The sequence below is a fragment of the Parendozoicomonas sp. 209JJ7-1 genome (genome assembly GCF_058147085.1).
Map to the genome: position 1 here is coordinate 58,644 of NZ_JBYVJU010000003.1, position 15,486 is coordinate 74,129.

General features: G+C 52.4%; 13 protein-coding genes. 11 read left to right on the forward strand and 2 right to left on the reverse strand.

The genetic code is table 11. The features are described 5' to 3' along the window. Positions 1–4 precede the first annotated feature (4 nt). From ACY2RQ_RS03765 to ACY2RQ_RS03805, 9 genes are all read left to right on the forward strand, one after another. Positions 5–1,003: a D-alanine--D-alanine ligase gene (locus ACY2RQ_RS03765; protein ID WP_490111625.1), complete on the forward strand. Its 999-nt coding sequence runs from the start codon at positions 5–7 to the stop codon at positions 1,001–1,003. After that, positions 958–1,806 (forward strand): cell division protein FtsQ/DivIB, encoded by an 849-nt coding sequence (locus tag ACY2RQ_RS03770; RefSeq protein ID WP_490111626.1) that lies wholly within the window; start codon positions 958–960, stop codon positions 1,804–1,806. Before ACY2RQ_RS03765 ends, ACY2RQ_RS03770 begins: the two co-directional genes overlap by 46 nt. Positions 1,807–1,923: 117 nt before the next feature. Further along, positions 1,924–3,168 (forward strand): cell division protein FtsA, encoded by a 1,245-nt coding sequence (gene ftsA / locus ACY2RQ_RS03775; protein ID WP_490111627.1) that lies wholly within the window; start codon positions 1,924–1,926, stop codon positions 3,166–3,168. A gap of 56 nt (positions 3,169–3,224) precedes the next feature. Further along, a complete protein-coding gene (ftsZ, locus tag ACY2RQ_RS03780; RefSeq protein WP_490111628.1) occupies positions 3,225–4,436 on the forward strand; it encodes a cell division protein FtsZ in 1,212 nt (403 codons plus the stop codon). Between the two features lie 180 nt (positions 4,437–4,616). Then, the gene (gene lpxC / locus ACY2RQ_RS03785; protein ID WP_490111629.1) at positions 4,617–5,531 is read left to right on the forward strand and encodes a UDP-3-O-acyl-N-acetylglucosamine deacetylase; all 915 of its coding nucleotides are present in this window, start codon (positions 4,617–4,619) and stop codon (positions 5,529–5,531) included. 306 nt (positions 5,532–5,837) lie between these two features. Beyond that, on the forward strand, positions 5,838–6,776 hold the full coding sequence (locus ACY2RQ_RS03790) for a M23 family metallopeptidase (RefSeq protein WP_490111630.1): 939 nt from the start codon (positions 5,838–5,840) through the stop codon (positions 6,774–6,776). Between the two features lie 34 nt (positions 6,777–6,810). Further along, the gene (gene secA, locus ACY2RQ_RS03795; RefSeq protein ID WP_490111631.1) at positions 6,811–9,552 is read left to right on the forward strand and encodes a preprotein translocase subunit SecA; all 2,742 of its coding nucleotides are present in this window, start codon (positions 6,811–6,813) and stop codon (positions 9,550–9,552) included. A 232-nt stretch (positions 9,553–9,784) separates the two neighbouring features. After that, positions 9,785–11,002, forward strand: a complete 1,218-nt coding sequence (argJ, locus tag ACY2RQ_RS03800) for a bifunctional glutamate N-acetyltransferase/amino-acid acetyltransferase ArgJ (protein WP_490111632.1) — start codon at positions 9,785–9,787, stop codon at positions 11,000–11,002. A 9-nt stretch (positions 11,003–11,011) separates the two neighbouring features. Then, on the forward strand, positions 11,012–11,953 hold the full coding sequence (locus tag ACY2RQ_RS03805) for a Nudix family hydrolase (RefSeq protein ID WP_490111633.1): 942 nt from the start codon (positions 11,012–11,014) through the stop codon (positions 11,951–11,953). Positions 11,954–11,978: 25 nt separating this feature from the next. Here the strand turns inward: ACY2RQ_RS03805 and yacG are convergent, their stop codons facing one another. Together yacG and ACY2RQ_RS03815 are read right to left on the reverse strand one after the other, a co-directional pair. Then, on the reverse strand, positions 11,979–12,182 hold the full coding sequence (gene yacG, locus ACY2RQ_RS03810) for a DNA gyrase inhibitor YacG (RefSeq protein WP_490111634.1): 204 nt from the start codon (positions 12,180–12,182) through the stop codon (positions 11,979–11,981). A gap of 86 nt (positions 12,183–12,268) precedes the next feature. Continuing rightward, positions 12,269–13,249, reverse strand: coding sequence for an outer membrane protein assembly factor BamD (locus tag ACY2RQ_RS03815; protein ID WP_490111635.1), 981 nt, complete (start codon positions 13,247–13,249; stop codon positions 12,269–12,271). Positions 13,250–13,531: 282 nt separating this feature from the next. Here ACY2RQ_RS03815 and rluD point away from each other — a divergent pair, with 282 nt between their 5' ends. Together rluD and pgeF are read left to right on the forward strand one after the other, a co-directional pair. Continuing rightward, positions 13,532–14,494, forward strand: coding sequence for a 23S rRNA pseudouridine(1911/1915/1917) synthase RluD (rluD, locus tag ACY2RQ_RS03820; protein WP_490111636.1), 963 nt, complete (start codon positions 13,532–13,534; stop codon positions 14,492–14,494). After that, entirely contained in the window at positions 14,491–15,255 is a 765-nt protein-coding gene (gene pgeF, locus ACY2RQ_RS03825) for a peptidoglycan editing factor PgeF (protein ID WP_490111637.1), read from the forward strand. Before rluD ends, pgeF begins: the two co-directional genes overlap by 4 nt. Positions 15,256–15,486: the final 231 nt, after the last annotated feature.

Consider the following 15,486-nt stretch of genomic DNA (forward strand, 5'->3'; position numbering starts at 1 on the left):
GTGCATGACTGAAGAAAAAGTAGTCGGGCATGAGACCCTCAGTCAGAAAGAGGCCGCTGGACGGGTAGCCGTACTTTATGGTGGGTGTTCGGCTGAACGACAAGTTTCGCTAAATTCCGGTGCTCGCATCTTTAATGCACTTAAGGAAAAGGGCATTGATGCCGTACTGGTAGATGTTGACACGGATTTGATTGACCGGTTGCGGGATATTGCACCGGATAAGGTTTTTCTGGCTCTGCATGGAGGTGAAGGTGAAAACGGGACTATCCAGGGGCTGTTGGAATTTATGGGTATTCCCTACACAGGAACAGGTGTGAAAGGGTCTGCGCTGGCAATGGATAAGTGCCGCAGTAAACTGCTTTGGAACAGTATTGGGCTACCAACTCCTGAGTTCCGAATGATTTATGCAGAAACTGATTTTGCCAGTGCGGATTTGCCGGTCCCCTGTTTTGTTAAGCCAAACAGTGATGGCTCCAGTATCTATACTTTCCCGGTACATTCCCGGGATCAGTTGAAACCATCAATTAACCGGGTGCTGGAACATACCGGTCAAGTGCTGGTTGAGCAGTTAATAGACGGCCCGGAATTTACCATCGGAATTCTTGATGGCCGTGCATTACCGGTTATCCGTCTTGAGACTGATAACACATTTTACGACTACGAAGCCAAATATCTTTCCGATGATACACGTTACCATTTACCTTGCGGGCTGTCAGAAGAGAAAGAGGCAGAACTCCAGGAGCTGGCGGTCAAGGCTTTTGAAAGTCTTGGATGCAGTGGCTGGGGGCGTGTCGATGTGATGCAGGATGTAGATGGGAAATTCTGGCTGCTGGAAGTGAATACTATTCCCGGAATGACTGACCATAGTCTTGTACCTATGGCAGCCCGGGCAGAAGGTTATGACTTTGCGGATCTGGTTGTGAAGTTGCTGATGACAACTGAACAGAAGGAGCGGCCATGGATGCCCGTCGGTATCTCAGGCGAGACAATGACAACCGGGTAGGGCGGGCAAAGGAGCAGCCAGCCCGGAAACGGCAGAGCCATCGTAAAGAGCGAGGCGACCGAACACAACGGGTTGACCGTAAAGAAATTTTTGCACTCTGGTGGCGGCGCATACTGTCGGCTCTGAAATTGCTGATAGCGGGTGCCTGCCTTGGCGGCTTGATGTGGTCTGTGCCTCAGCTCTGGAACTGGCTGGATCGTCCGATTTCGAGGGTTGAGGTGGGTGGAACATTTCGCTACCTGAAGAAGGAACGGTTGCAGGCGCAGTTAAAACCCTACCTGCAACAGACGTTCTTCTCCCTGGATCTCCGGGCTATACAATCCCGGCTCCAGGGCGATAGCTGGATAGATAATGTCCGGGTGCGCAAAGTCTGGCCGGATCTTCTGAAAGTAACTTTCAGGGAAGAGGTGCCGGTTGCCAGGTGGCGGGACAGAGAGCTGATTAATGCCGAGGGGGAGGTGCTCGATTCACGACAGGGGCAGAGTTTTAGCGAGCTGCCCGTGCTTGCAGGGCCTGATGGCCGTGAGCAGGAAGTGATGCAGCAGTATATGACCCTGGGCCAGCAGCTGCGACCCCTTGGTTTGAAAGTGGATGGTGTAACCCTGACACCTGCCGGTAGCTGGAGTTTCAGGGTCAGGCAGGTGAAGGTTGAACTCGGTGGAGAAGCTTTGATTGAACGAATGCAGAGGTTTTCACGCCTCTATTTCAGTCAGCTGAAACCCCGTTGGAACGATGTTGCAAGTGTTGATTTACGGTACCGGGATGGAGTGGCTGTTGCCTGGCGTATAAAGTACGACGGATAACGGATAGATAAGTGGAACAACAACGATTGCACGGGCACAGTGATGACTGCATTCAGAAACGGCTGGACGCCGGAGTCGAGTCACTGAGTGTTGGCACAATAACAGATAGGTTAACGAATGACTGACTCCGGGAATGGAAAAATGGTGGTCGGCCTGGATATAGGCACCTCTAAGGTGGTCGCTCTGGTCGGAGAGATTACTGACCGTGGAACAATTGAGGTGGTTGGTATCGGTTCACATCCTTCGCGCGGATTGCGTAAGGGAGTGGTCGTTAATATTGAGTCAACGGTGCAGTCTATTCAGCGGGCCATAGAAGAAACTGAATTGATGGCTGGCTGTCAGATTGATTCAGTGTATGTGGGGATCGCGGGTAATCATATCCGCAGCCTGAACTCTCATGGGATTGTTGCCATTCGTGAACGGGAAGTAACTACGGCCGATATGGAGCGGGTGATTGATGCGGCCCAGGCTGTTGCGATTCCCGCAGACCAGAAAATTCTCCATATTCTCCCTCAGGAGTATGTGATTGATACCCAGGAAGGGGTGAAGGAACCCTTGGGCATGTCCGGTGTCCGTCTGGAAGCCAAGGTTCATCTGGTGACCTGTGCCGTTAATGCGGTTCAGAATATTGAGAAATGTGTACGTCGTCGTGGGCTGGCCGTTGATGATGTGATTCTTGAACAGCTGGCTTCCAGTTACTCGGTGCTGACAGAGGACGAAAAAGAACTTGGTGTCTGCATCGTGGATATCGGTGGTGGAACTACGGACATTGCCGTTTATACAGAAGGTGCGATTCGCCATACGGCGGTGATTCCTATCGCCGGTGATCAGGTGACCAACGACATTGCCATGGCCTTGAGAACACCTTACCAGCATGCGGAAGATATTAAGATTAAATACGCCTGCGCGCTGACACAGCTGGCGGGTGCCGATGAAACCATTCGGGTACCGAGTGTCGGTGATCGTCCTCCGAGAGAGCTTTCCCGGCAGGCTCTGGCGGAGGTTGTCGAGCCCAGATATGACGAATTGTTCACATTAATCCAGGCAGAATTGCGCCGCAGCGGTTTTGAAGAACTGATTGCCGCGGGTGTGGTTCTGACCGGTGGAACCTCAAAAATGGAAGGGGTTATTGAGTTGGCGGAAGAGATTTTCCATATGCCGGTTCGACTGGGTGTGCCCCAGAATGTGGAAGGTCTGGCTGATGTGGTCAGGAATCCGATTTATGCGACAAGTGTTGGGCTTTTGCAATATGCCCAGCACAATATGCAAGAGGGGAGCGGAGCTGCATCACCCGCTCAAGGGCAGGATCAACAGGAAAGTTTTTTGAGTCGGCTGAAAAGCTGGATTCAAGGAAACTTCTGATTGTGGACTGGAAGTCAATATAACAAAATGGACATCAAGAGAGATAGGAGAGTGACATGAGTGACATCTTTCAAATGGTTGACAGCGTGTCGCAAAATGCTGTTATCAAAGTTATCGGCGTAGGTGGTGGCGGTGGTAATGCAGTTAATCACATGCTTAACAGCCAGGTCGAGGGTGTAGACTTCGCCGTTGCCAATACTGACGCACAGGCACTGAAAAACCTGAATGCGCGTACCCTGTTGCAGCTGGGCACTGGTATTACCAAGGGCCTGGGCGCAGGTGCTAATCCGGAAATTGGCCGTCAGGCGGCCATGGAAGATCGGGAGCGCATTGCCGAGGTACTGAGTGGGGCAGATATGGTCTTTATCACTGCCGGTATGGGTGGTGGTACTGGTACTGGTGCGGCACCGGTTGTTGCCCAGATTGCCAAGGAAATGGATATTCTGACAGTAGCTGTTGTGACTCGTCCATTCCCGTTTGAGGGCCGTAAGCGCATGACGATTGCCGATGCCGGCCTGAAGGAACTGGAGGAGCATGTCGACTCCCTGATTACCATTCCTAACGAGAAGCTGCTGGAAGCACTGGGCAAGAAAGCCAGCCTGCTGTCAGCCTTTAGCGCGGCCAATGATGTGCTTCAGGGCGCAGTACAGGGTATTGCTGACCTGATCATCCGTCCGGGTATGATTAACGTCGACTTTGCAGATGTTCGTACCGTGATGTCTGAGATGGGCATGGCTATGATGGGAACAGGTTCTGCCCGGGGTGAAAGTGGTGAGACCCGTGCGGTGGAGGCTGCTGAAGCCGCTATTCGCAGTCCGCTGCTGGAGAACATTGACCTCCAGGGTGCCCGTGGTGTACTTGTGAACATTACCGCAGGTATTGATTTTGGTATTGGTGAATTCCAGGACGTTGGTGACACTATTAATCAGTACGCTTCTGACAATGCTACCGTTGTTATCGGTACGGTTATTGATCCCGAAATGTCTGATGAGATCAAGGTAACCGTGGTTGCTACAGGTCTTGGAGAAAATGAGCAGATTCGTACAGTTGTAGATAATACTGCGGACACAACTCCCAAGCCCCGTGCCGATACAGGCAAAATTGACTACGGTGAACTGGACCGCCCCGCGGTTATGAGAAACCGCCCCCGCAAGGTTGCCGGTGATACTGCCACTGTCGACCCCCAGGACCAGGGACAGGGCTCATCAAACGGTTCTGACTCCACATATCTTGATATTCCTGCGTTTTTGAGACGCCAGGCGGATTAATTTCTGCCTGGGGTGAGGAATATGGCAACCTTGAGTGAATGTAACACTATGTTCATGGTTGTTACTTTGCTAGACTGCGCGTTTATTGCAAGATTTCAGGCAGGGCAGGATGTCTTGCAGCTTGGCTGAACGCCGGCATGACTGGCACATAGCAAGATATAAAGGCTCTACGGCTGCACTATGATCAGACAGCGAACACTTAAAAATATTATTCGAGCAACGGGTGTTGGTCTGCATTCAGGTGAGAAGGTTTACCTGACTTTGCGTCCTGCTCCGATTGATACTGGCATTGTTTTCTGCAGAACAGATCTGGACCCAGTGGTTCAGATTCCTGCTCTTGCCATGAATGTTGGCCAGACGACCCTCTGCACGTCACTGGAAAAGGACGGTGTACGCGTCGATACGGTCGAGCACCTGCTGTCTGCGATGGCCGGGCTTGGTATCGACAATGCCTATGTTGATGTGACTGCCCATGAAGTTCCCATTATGGATGGCAGTGCCGGGCCTTTTGTATTCCTGCTTCAGTCCGCTGGTATTGAAGAGCAGGATGCCCACAAGCGTTTTATCCGCATAAAGAAGAAAGTAACCGTCGAAGATGGCGATATTAAAGCCACTTTTGTGCCCTTTAATGGCTTCAAGGTTTCCTTCTTTATTGAGTTTGATCACCCCGTCTTCCAGGGGCTGACCCAGGAAGCGAGTATCGACTTCTCCAGTACGTCTTTCGTCAAGGAAGTCAGCCGTGCCCGTACCTTCGGTTTTATGAAGGATATTGAATTCCTGCGTTCCCAGAATCTGGCCCTGGGTGGCAGCGTTGAGAATGCCATCGTGGTGGATGACTACCGCATTCTGAATGAAGACGGCCTTCGATACGAAGATGAATTTGTTAAGCATAAAATGCTTGATGCCATTGGTGACCTGTACCTGCTGGGTAACAGCCTGATTGGTGAGTTTATCGGTGAGAAGTCCGGTCACTCCCTGAATAACAAATTGCTGCGTGCCTTGATCGCCGATAAGTCCGCCTGGGAAGTTGTCACATTTGACGACCCGGAGAGCGCTCCGATCTCTTATGCCCGCCCCACGGCAGTTATTGCCTGAGCATAAATTAAGTACACCTCCTTTTTGGTCATCCTTGTGATGGCCTTTTTATTGCTTAAAATTTAGATAGATATCGGCGTGTTTAGTTGCGGGAATGATTGACTGAATGCTAGAGTGTGCCGCACTTTAGCCGATTTCTGGTACTATCAAGCATTACCTCTGGCGCTGGGTTTCAGATTCCGGGGACGAGTATTTTTAGTGTTTGGTAAAACTGGCCAGTCCAGAGCGGAATTTTGTTGTGTTGTTTATTTTCCTCTCCTGATAAGCCGAATCGGTCGCTGTGTTTTTGGAAATTTCAGGCAGGCAATGAAAGTAATCGTTGTTCGATACCCCCATGGCAAGAGCCGCACATTCTGGATGGATGGAGTCCGGCTCGTATGGGGGGCTGGGGTGGTCGCCATTGCTTTGATTTTGATGGGCTTTTTCCTCGCCTGGTATGTCATCAATATCAACGCTTCCGGAACTCTGACCACCAAAGAGCTTTCCAACTGGCAGTCCTCCCTTGCGGATCAGCGAAAAGATGTTGAGAAACTTCGGAACGAGGCTGCTGTCGAATTGGATGCTCTGGCAGTGCAGTTGGCCCAGCTTCAGGGGCAGCTGATGCGCCTGGATGCCTTGGGTGACCGGCTGGTAACCATGGCGGATATCTCCCCGGATGAATTTGATTTTGGCTCAGCGCCGGCACTGGGTGGCCCTGATGAAGCCATCACCGAGTCTGGCCTGTCCTACGTGCCGCCGGCGTTCGCCGACCAAATTGAAGACCTGGCTACACGTATCGACCAGCGTGCGGAACAGCTGGAAGTCCTGGAGTCGGTTTTGCTGGACCGCAGCCTCCAGGATGATGTATTCATTGCCGGGCGGCCGGTACGAAAAGGCTGGATGTCGTCCTCCTACGGCCGCAGAACCGACCCGTTTACGGGTAAGGCAGCCTGGCACCGTGGGGTGGATTTCGCCGCCAAGGAAGGTTCTGATGTTATCGCTGTCGGATCAGGGGTTGTGACCTGGTCAGGGCCGCGAAGTGGTTATGGGTTGCTGGTTGAGATCAATCACGGCAATGGTTATGTAACCCGATATGCCCATAATAAGGATTCCCTGGTGAAAGTCGGAGATATCGTCAGCAAAGGGCAGGCTATAAGTCTGGTGGGCAGTTCCGGTCGTTCAACCGGACCCCATGTGCATTTTGAAGTGCTGGTGAATGGCCGACAGGTCAACCCTGCACGGTATATTTATCGGGCCAGTCGCTGATATAAACGGATAGAATTCAGGCATTTGATCAAACATGTTGTCATCCTTCGTCAAAAAAATCATTGGTAGCAAAAACGACCGCCAGCTCAAAAAAATGAGTAAACGGGTCAAGCAGATCGGCGAGCTGGAATGCTCCCTGCAGGATCTGAGCGATGAAGAGCTGAAAGCGCGGAGTCTGCAGTTGAAGGAGCAGGCCCATGGTGGAGCGTCCCTTGACGACCTTTTGCCTGAAGCCTTTGCCGTCTGTCGTGAGGCCAGCCGCCGGGTTATGGGTATGCGTCACTTTGATGTCCAGCTGATCGGCGGTATGACCCTTCATGAAGGACGTATCGCTGAGATGCGTACAGGTGAAGGTAAAACCCTGATGGCCACCCTGGCCGCGTACCTTAACGGCCTGTCCGGCAAGGGCGTTCATGTTGTGACCGTGAACGACTATCTGGCCAGCCGTGACGCCGAATGGATGCGCCCCCTGTACGAATTTCTTGGCCTGAGTGTAGGCGTTGTTGTTCCCCAGCAGGCCCCTGAAGAGAAGCGGGCCGCTTATCGGGCTGACATCACCTACGGTACCAACAACGAGTTTGGTTTTGACTACCTGCGGGATAACATGGCCTTCCGCAAGGAAGACAAATTTCAGCGGGATCTCAACTTTTCCGTGGTCGATGAAGTTGACTCCATCCTGATTGACGAAGCCCGTACCCCACTGATTATCTCCGGCCCGGCGGAGGACAGCTCCGAGCTTTACCGTACTATGAACAAGCTGGCTCCCCGTCTGACCCGTCAGATGGAAGAGCTGGAAGAAGGCCAGGAAGCCACAGGCCATTACATTGTGGATGAGAAGACCCGTCAGGTTGAACTGACTGAGGCCGGTCACCAGTTTATTGAAGAGGTTCTTACCGCTGAAGGGCATCTGCCGGAAGGTGAGAGCCTGTACGCTTCCCAGAACCTGAATCTGCTGCACCACGCACAGGCCGCCCTGAAAGCCCATGCCCTGTTCCAGAAGAATGTAGAGTACATCGTACAGGGTCAGGAAGTGATGCTGGTGGATGAGCACACTGGTCGTACCATGCCCGGTCGCCGTCTGTCCGAAGGTCTGCACCAGGCTCTGGAAGCGAAAGAAAGTCTGCCCATTCAGGCAGAGAGCCAAACCCTGGCTTCCACTACTTTCCAGAACTACTTCCGTCTGTATAACAACCTGTCCGGTATGACCGGTACGGCTGATACCGAAGCCTTTGAATTCCGTCAGATCTACGGCCTGGATGTTGTGGTTATCCCGACCCACAAACCCATGATCCGTAAGGATATGAATGATCTTGTGTATCTCTCTATTGAGGAGAAGTACGAGGCCATTATTCAGGACATTCGTGAAACTGTGGCGGCTAGTCGTCCGGTTCTGGTGGGCACGGCATCCATTGATGCTTCCGAACTGCTGTCCAATGCCCTGAAAAAGGCAGGTATTGAACATAATGTTCTGAACGCCAAGTTTCATGAGAAGGAAGCGGAAATTATTGCCCAGGCCGGCCGCCCTGGTGCGATTACCATCGCTACCAACATGGCGGGCCGTGGTACTGATATCAGCCTGGGTGGTAACTGGGAAGCGGAAGCCGCCAAACTGGACAACCCCACCGAAGAACGGCTGGAAAACCTGCGCTCTGAGTGGCAGCAGACCCACGAAAGTGTACTGGCGGCCGGTGGCCTCCATATTATCGGTACCGAGCGCCATGAATCCCGGCGTATTGATAACCAGCTCCGCGGCCGTGCCGGCCGTCAGGGTGATGCCGGTTCTTCCCGTTTTTATCTGTCCCTGGAAGATAACCTGATGCGTATCTTCGCCTCTGACCGGGTGAAGAACTTTATGAAAGCCCTGGGTATGGAAAAGGGCGAAGCCATTGAACACCGTATGGTGAGCAATGCCATCGAAAAAGCCCAGCGTAAGGTGGAAGGCCGCAACTTCGATATTCGTAAAAACCTGTTGGAATACGATGACGTTGCCAACGACCAGCGTAAGGTGGTTTACAGCCAGCGTGATGGCCTGCTGGATGCTGAGGATGTGTCTGAAAGCGTATCCAGTATCCGTGAGGAAGTGGTCAACAGTATTATCGATGAGTTTATTCCGCCCCAGAGTCTGGAAGAGCAGTGGGATATCAAGGGTCTGGAAGCCCGTCTCAGCGCTGAGCTAAGCGAGAACCTGCCGGTTCGCAAGTGGCTGGATACAGAAGACGCTCTGGAAGAAGACAGCCTGCGTATTCGTATTCTCGAGAAGGTTGTTGAATCCTACGAAACCAAGAAAGAGATGGCTGGTGAGGAAGCTCTGCGGGCCTTTGAAAAGCATATCCTGCTGCGTATTCTGGATGACAAGTGGAAGGAACATCTGGCCACCATGGATCATCTACGCCAGGGCATTCATCTGCGTGGTTATGCCGCCAAGAACCCCAAGCAGGAATACAAGCGCGAAGCCTTTGAACTGTTTTCCCAGATGCTGACCGACATCAAGCACGAGGTGATCCGTGTGCTGTCCCATGTTCAGGTCCAGCAGGATGACCGCACAGAAGAGATGGAGCGCCAGCGTCGTGAAGAGCTGGCCCGTCGCATGCAGTTCCAGCATGAAGAGGCCCACGCCCTGCCGGATAAGGCGGAAGACGAAAGTGGCGGAGCGCCTCAGCAGAGTGAAGAGCATCCGGAACCCTTTGTCAGGGAGGGCCGCAAGGTTGGCCGTAACGAACCCTGCCCCTGTGGTTCTGGCAGGAAGTTCAAGCAGTGTCACGGTAAGCTGACCTGATAATACTCTGAAGTCAGCTTCTACAAAAAGCCTTTCATTCCGTCTTAAAGGCCGGGTGAAAGGCTTTTTCATTTTCATGGCCTGAGTTATAAAGTGGCCAGGCACATCTCTGACAAATATGTCTTTGACAGAAATGGTTCTGGCAAAATAAAGCTGTGAAAAATAAAGCTGGGTGGAATAAATCCCGGCACAATAAATAATTGAAAAAGGTTGTCGCCAGCAGGGGGTATATATGGCAACGGGTAAGGCTCCATCGGGCACGCTTCACAAGGTAAAAGGTTTTGAGCTGGGAACGGTGAAAGCCGGTATACGCTATCCCGACCGCCGGGATCTGGTGGTTATGCGCTGGTCTCAGTCTGCGAATGTTGCCGGAATCTTCACCCAGAACAAATTTTGTGCGCCTCCTGTCGTACTGTGCCGGGAGCGGGTGCAGAAGCAGCCCTGCGCTTTGCTGGTAAATACCGGCAACGCCAATGCCGGAACCGGCGAGCAGGGGATGCAGGATGCTGTTTTAACAACGACGATGCTTGCCGAACATCTGGATATTGTCCCTGAAAAGGTATTGGTGTCGTCTACTGGTATTATAGGTGAGTACCTGCCCACTGACCGTATTGAAACCGGTCTGCCGGGCTGTATCGCTGAACTGTCGGAGGATGGCTGGTGGCCTGCGGCGGAGGGCATTATGACCACCGATACCCGCCCGAAAGGTTTTTCCCGCCAGTTTTTCCATGAAGACGTTGAGTACACGGTTACCGGTATTGCCAAGGGCTCAGGGATGATTCATCCCAATATGGCGACCATGCTTGCTTATATTGCCACTGATGCAGCTATTGCCAAACCCCTGCTTCAGGAGTTGTTGACGGAAGTTGCCGATCAGTCTTTTAATCGGATTACTGTGGATGGGGATACCTCAACAAACGACTCATCTTTCCTGGTTGCTACTGGTGAAGCGGGTAACGAGTTGATAGAAGACCGCAGTCACCCACTGTTCCCGCTTATTGAAGAAGCCATTACCGGCGTTTGCCGGGATCTGGCTATGGCTCAGGTGATGGATGGTGAAGGGGCGACCCGATTTGTGACAGTGGCTGTTGAAGGCGCTGAGTCCATGGCACAGGCCCATACTGTTGCCAATACGGTTGCTCTGTCGCCTCTGGTGAAAACGGCTCTGTTTGCCTGTGACCCGAACTGGGGGCGTATTCTTGCCGCTGTTGGCCGTTCCCCTGTGGATAAACTGGATGTGGAGAAGATTCGTATCTGGCTGGACGATGTGCTGATTGCTGAAAAAAGCGGTGTGGCCCAAAGCTATCGGGAAGAAGATGGTCAGGCGGTTATGGATAAAGAAGCTTACACCATTCGGATGGATCTGGGGCTGGGAGAGGTTGCCACCCAAGTATGGACCTCAGACCTGTCCCATGACTATGTCACCATCAACGCCGAATACAGAACCTAAAGAAAATCTATGACTCCGCTTCACGTAGTTGCTGCCGTTATTCTCGATGATAAAGAACGGGTGTTTATCGCACGACGCCCGCTGGATAAGCACCAAGGCGGTCTGTGGGAGTTTCCCGGTGGCAAGGTGGAGCCGGAGGAGCAGGTGACAGATGCCCTCTGCCGTGAGCTGGATGAGGAATTGGGTATTCAGCCAACAGCTTTCCAGCCCCTGATTCAGATTCGCCATGATTATCCGGATAAGTCTGTTCTACTGGATGTCTGGACGGTGACGTCTTTTGAAGGTGAAGCCCACGGCAGGGAAGGGCAGCCGGTGCAGTGGGTGAATCGTAGTGCTTTGGGAGAGCATGAGTTTCCTGCGGCTAATCGACCTATCGTAACCGCTGCCCAGTTGCCGGAAAAATATCTGGTAACGGGAAAATTTTCCGATGCTCAGGATCTCTCCCGGAAGATAGAGAGTATTCTTAGCCAAGGTATTGAGCTGCTGCAGTTTCGTGCACCCTGGCTGGATGAAAAACAATACGCAGCAGCTGTTCAACAGCTTCTGCCATTTTTTATTGATGGCAGGCGGAAACTGATTGTTAAAGGTGGTCTGGAGTGGCTTGAGAAAGAAGGTGTGGCTGGTTTGCACTTAACATCTGCCCAGCTGCTTTCGCTCTATAGAGAGGAGTTCCGATATTCTGGTGAGAGGTTGCTGGTCGCTTCCTGCCATAATAGAGAACAACTGGAGATGGCTCAGGAGATTGGTGTGAGCTTTGTGACCCTGTCTCCTGTGCAACAGACTTCCTCACACCCAGATGCCTCTCCCCTTGGTTGGGAGGCGGCTACAGCCCTGATTGCTGATGCTTCTATGCCCGTTTATTGTCTTGGAGGAATGACCGAGCTGAGCCTGCCTCAGGCAAAGAATGCCGGAGCCCAGGGAGTAGCTGCTATCAGCTGTTGGTGGTCTTAAAGGGGAGTAGTGTCAGTGGGCAGGATTACTTATGCCCGGCCAGAGGGTCATCAAGGTTTTCAGACATTACATCATCATAGACGCTGCTGCCGGCGATCTTGTGCTCCTCTGATGCCCAGGCTCCAAGGTCTATCAAGCGACAGCGGTGGGAGCAGAAGGGGCGGAACTTGTTTTCAGGCTTCCACTCAACAGGATTGCTGCAGTGGGGACACTTTAATGTGGTGGTCATACATTCGGTTCCTGAATGGTGGTACAGAATAGCTGAAATAAAAAAGGCCTGAGAGATCAGGCCTTTTCTTTATTTGGAGCAAAGAATCAGTTATTAGACGCTTTGGGAGCATCTGGCTCTTGATGGTTATCCAGCAATCCGAAACTGAGGGTGTTCAGCCAGGAGCTGTTCTGTTCTTCTTCATGTTCTTCATGCTCTTCGGCTTGTTCTTTGGCTTTGGGCTTGTTGTCACCCCCCAGCAGGCCAAAGGTCACAGTGTTCAGTAGTGACGGGTCAACATCGTTGTAAACACGGAGTCCGACAAAGTTACCGTTAGCATCAACCAGTTTGCTGTCCGGGAAGTTGGCCTTCAGAACGCTCAGGGCTTGTTCCGCAGGCTCGTTCAAACCGAGGTGCTGGTAGCCTTCCACCATAACCCCCAAGGCTTCTTCCACAACGGGGGTACCCTGAAGGTGTTCAACAACGTAACGGCCACGGCCTACGGCGGCGACATAAGCTTTGCGCTTCATGTAATAGTCGGCGACGTGCATTTCGTAGTGGGCCAGGCGATTACGGAGGTAAATCATGCGCAGGCGGGCATCGGGGGCGTACTGGCTGTTCGGGAAGCGGCGCAGCAACTCGGCAAATTCGTTAAAGGACTGGCGGGCCTGTCCCGGGTCACGGCGGGACATATCCACAGGCACGTAGCGCTCAATCAGGCCCAGGTCGGCGGTGTTGGACGCCAGGCCCTTCATGTAGTAAGCATAATCAACGTTAGGGTTCTGAGGATGCAGGCGGATAAAGCGTTCGGCAGATGCTCTGGCGGCTTCTGGCTCTGCACTCTTATAATAGGCGTAAATCAGATCCAGCTGGGATTGCTCGGCGAAGGGGCCGAACGGGTAGCGGGATTCCAGCGCGCGCAGCTCCTTAACGGCGGTAGAATAGTCTTTATTGTCCAGTGCCTTGCTGGCCCGCTGGTAGAGCTGGGCTTCGGTAAGGCTTTCGGGAACAATATTGGAGTCTGTGCTTGAGCAGGCTGCCAGCAGCACAGTAAAAGCCAGTACAAGTAAATGTTTTGCTGGTCGCATTGGTAATCCCTGAAGTACTTTCCCAGTGTTATCCGTCCGTCCCGGGGGCTGACGTACTGTGATACACTGTCCTATCTGGTCTATTTAATCACAGCATGGGGGGGAATCCCAGTCATGCACGGATGATCGTTTTGTTCGGGCAGTAATTTTATATATTGTCCTTTGTTTTTACGTACCTGAGCACTTTTCATATAGCTAATTATGTATATTGCCAATTATGTCTGAGGTACCTATTGAAGACTATTTTAACACTTCTTGTCACGGGGAATACTAGCTCCATTTATGTCTGAGAAGATAACCCTTGAGGCTGCCGTCCCCGATGGGCTGGGAGGCAGGCGCCTGGATCAGATCGCTTCCAAAGTATTTTCTGATTATTCCCGCTCCTGCCTGCAGGAGTGGATTCGCACCGGTGCCCTGACTGTGGATGGAAAAAGCCGCAGACCAAAAGACAAACTCTATGGTGGGGAAAATCTCACCATAGACGCAGAAATAGAAGATGATGGCCGCTGGGAACCGGAAGATATTCCGCTGGATGTGGTGTATGAAGATGATCATATCGTGGTTATCAACAAGCCCCGTAATCTGGTTGTGCATCCGGCGGCGGGCAACTGGTCCGGAACTATGCTTAATGGTCTGCTGTTCCGTTATCCTGAGCTGGCTTCAGTGCCCAGGGCCGGTATCGTTCATCGGCTGGATAAAGACACCACTGGTTTAATGGTGGTAGCCCGTACCCTGCAGGCTCAGACCAATCTGGTTGAACAGCTGCAGGAGCGCACCGTCAGCCGTGAATATGAAGCCATTGTATTTGGTGTGATGAGCGGTGGTGGTGAGGTGAATGAACCCATTGGCCGTCACCCTGCCAACCGTTTGAAAATGGCTGTTGTAGTGGGCGGAAAGCCTTCCATCACCCATTACCGTGTGCTGGAGCGTTATTGCGGTCATACCCATATTCTGCTGAAGCTGGAAACCGGTCGTACCCACCAGATTCGTGTGCATATGAGCCATCTGCGTTACCCGCTGGTAGGCGATTCCCTCTATGCCGGGCCGCCCCGTTTCCCCAAAGGTGCCGGTCCGGAATTGAGCACTGCGATAAAGGATTTCGACCGTCAGGCTCTTCATGCCCGTCGCCTTGGTCTTGTTCATCCGGCCACCGGTGAATATATGGAATGGGAGACAGAACTTCCGGAAGACTTTTTGACATTTCTGGATGTACTTGAACAGGATGTGGAGCTGGCTTCTGAATGACCCTGCACAATAATTATCTGCTGCCTGAATGGAATGCACCGGCTCTGGTGAAAGCTTTTGTTTCCACCAGAGCCGTCAGCCCTTCGGGGCCGCCAATGAATGATACCAGCGCACCAGATTTTCAAGAGCGCAGGCAGCAATGGTTATTGCCCTGGGGTGAGAAGCTTGTTCAGGGATGGGGCTGGAAGGCCCCACCCTGCTGGGCTCTGCAGATTCATGGTACTGATGTGATTCCCGCTGGTTCAGCCTTTGGTGCTCCGGCAGATGCCGTCTGGAGTGATAAAACAGGTTTTCCCTGTACAGTGTTGACGGCGGATTGCCTGCCGGTACTCTTCTGCAACTGTGCAGGTACTAAAGTGGCCGCGGCCCACGCAGGTTGGCGCGGGCTGGCGAATGGTGTGCTGGAAAATACCGTTGCTGCAATGGGAGAACCGGGAGAGAAGTTAATGGCCTGGTTTGGCCCGGCGATCAGCCAGCCCTGTTTTGAAGTGGGGCCGGAAGTGTATGAGGCTTTTGTCAAGTGCCTTCCCATTGCGGAAAAAGCCTTTGTACCCAGTAAAGAGGATCGCTGGTTTGCAGATATTTACCTGCTGGCCCGCCAACGCTTACAGGCTTTGGGCATTACAGATATCAGTGGTGGTAACCATTGTACTGTAACGGAAGGCGAGTTGTTTCACTCTTACCGGCGGGATGGCGTAAGCAGTGGTCGAATGTTGTCGTCCATCTGGATTTGTAGGGAAGAATCATTTTTTGCCCTGTGAAGCCCCGAGCTGACAGCAGGTTACCGGACAGCAGTGAGGTTCTTCCTCTGTCACCTACTGTAAGGTTTTTCATGGCGTCATGGAGCTAAGGTTTTTTCCGTAATCATTTCAGGTTGTACGCAGAACTCAGCCCCTGCAACGCTGCATATTGAGCAGCCATCTTTGCGGTGTTCTTGAAATATCTCTTCTCAGTCTCCACATACATAGCAACAGTGATTGTGTGAATATGAA

Bases quoted from the DNA above. Each gene is read 5' to 3' on its own strand.
- lpxC (WP_490111629.1), top strand. From the start codon at position 4,617: ATGATCAGACAGCGAACACTTAAAAATATTATTCGAGCAACGGGTGTT.
- ACY2RQ_RS03765 (WP_490111625.1), top strand. From the start codon at position 5: ATGACTGAAGAAAAAGTAGTCGGGCATGAGACCCTCAGTCAGAAAGAG.
- ACY2RQ_RS03770 (WP_490111626.1), top strand. From the start codon at position 958: ATGGATGCCCGTCGGTATCTCAGGCGAGACAATGACAACCGGGTAGGG.
- ACY2RQ_RS03790 (WP_490111630.1), top strand. From the start codon at position 5,838: ATGAAAGTAATCGTTGTTCGATACCCCCATGGCAAGAGCCGCACATTC.
- yacG (WP_490111634.1), bottom strand. From the start codon at position 12,182: ATGACCACCACATTAAAGTGTCCCCACTGCAGCAATCCTGTTGAGTGG.
- ftsA (WP_490111627.1), top strand. From the start codon at position 1,924: ATGACTGACTCCGGGAATGGAAAAATGGTGGTCGGCCTGGATATAGGC.
- ACY2RQ_RS03805 (WP_490111633.1), top strand. From the start codon at position 11,012: ATGACTCCGCTTCACGTAGTTGCTGCCGTTATTCTCGATGATAAAGAA.
- secA (WP_490111631.1), top strand. From the start codon at position 6,811: ATGTTGTCATCCTTCGTCAAAAAAATCATTGGTAGCAAAAACGACCGC.
- argJ (WP_490111632.1), top strand. From the start codon at position 9,785: ATGGCAACGGGTAAGGCTCCATCGGGCACGCTTCACAAGGTAAAAGGT.
- ftsZ (WP_490111628.1), top strand. From the start codon at position 3,225: ATGAGTGACATCTTTCAAATGGTTGACAGCGTGTCGCAAAATGCTGTT.
- rluD (WP_490111636.1), top strand. From the start codon at position 13,532: ATGTCTGAGAAGATAACCCTTGAGGCTGCCGTCCCCGATGGGCTGGGA.
- ACY2RQ_RS03815 (WP_490111635.1), bottom strand. From the start codon at position 13,249: ATGCGACCAGCAAAACATTTACTTGTACTGGCTTTTACTGTGCTGCTG.
- pgeF (WP_490111637.1), top strand. From the start codon at position 14,491: ATGACCCTGCACAATAATTATCTGCTGCCTGAATGGAATGCACCGGCT.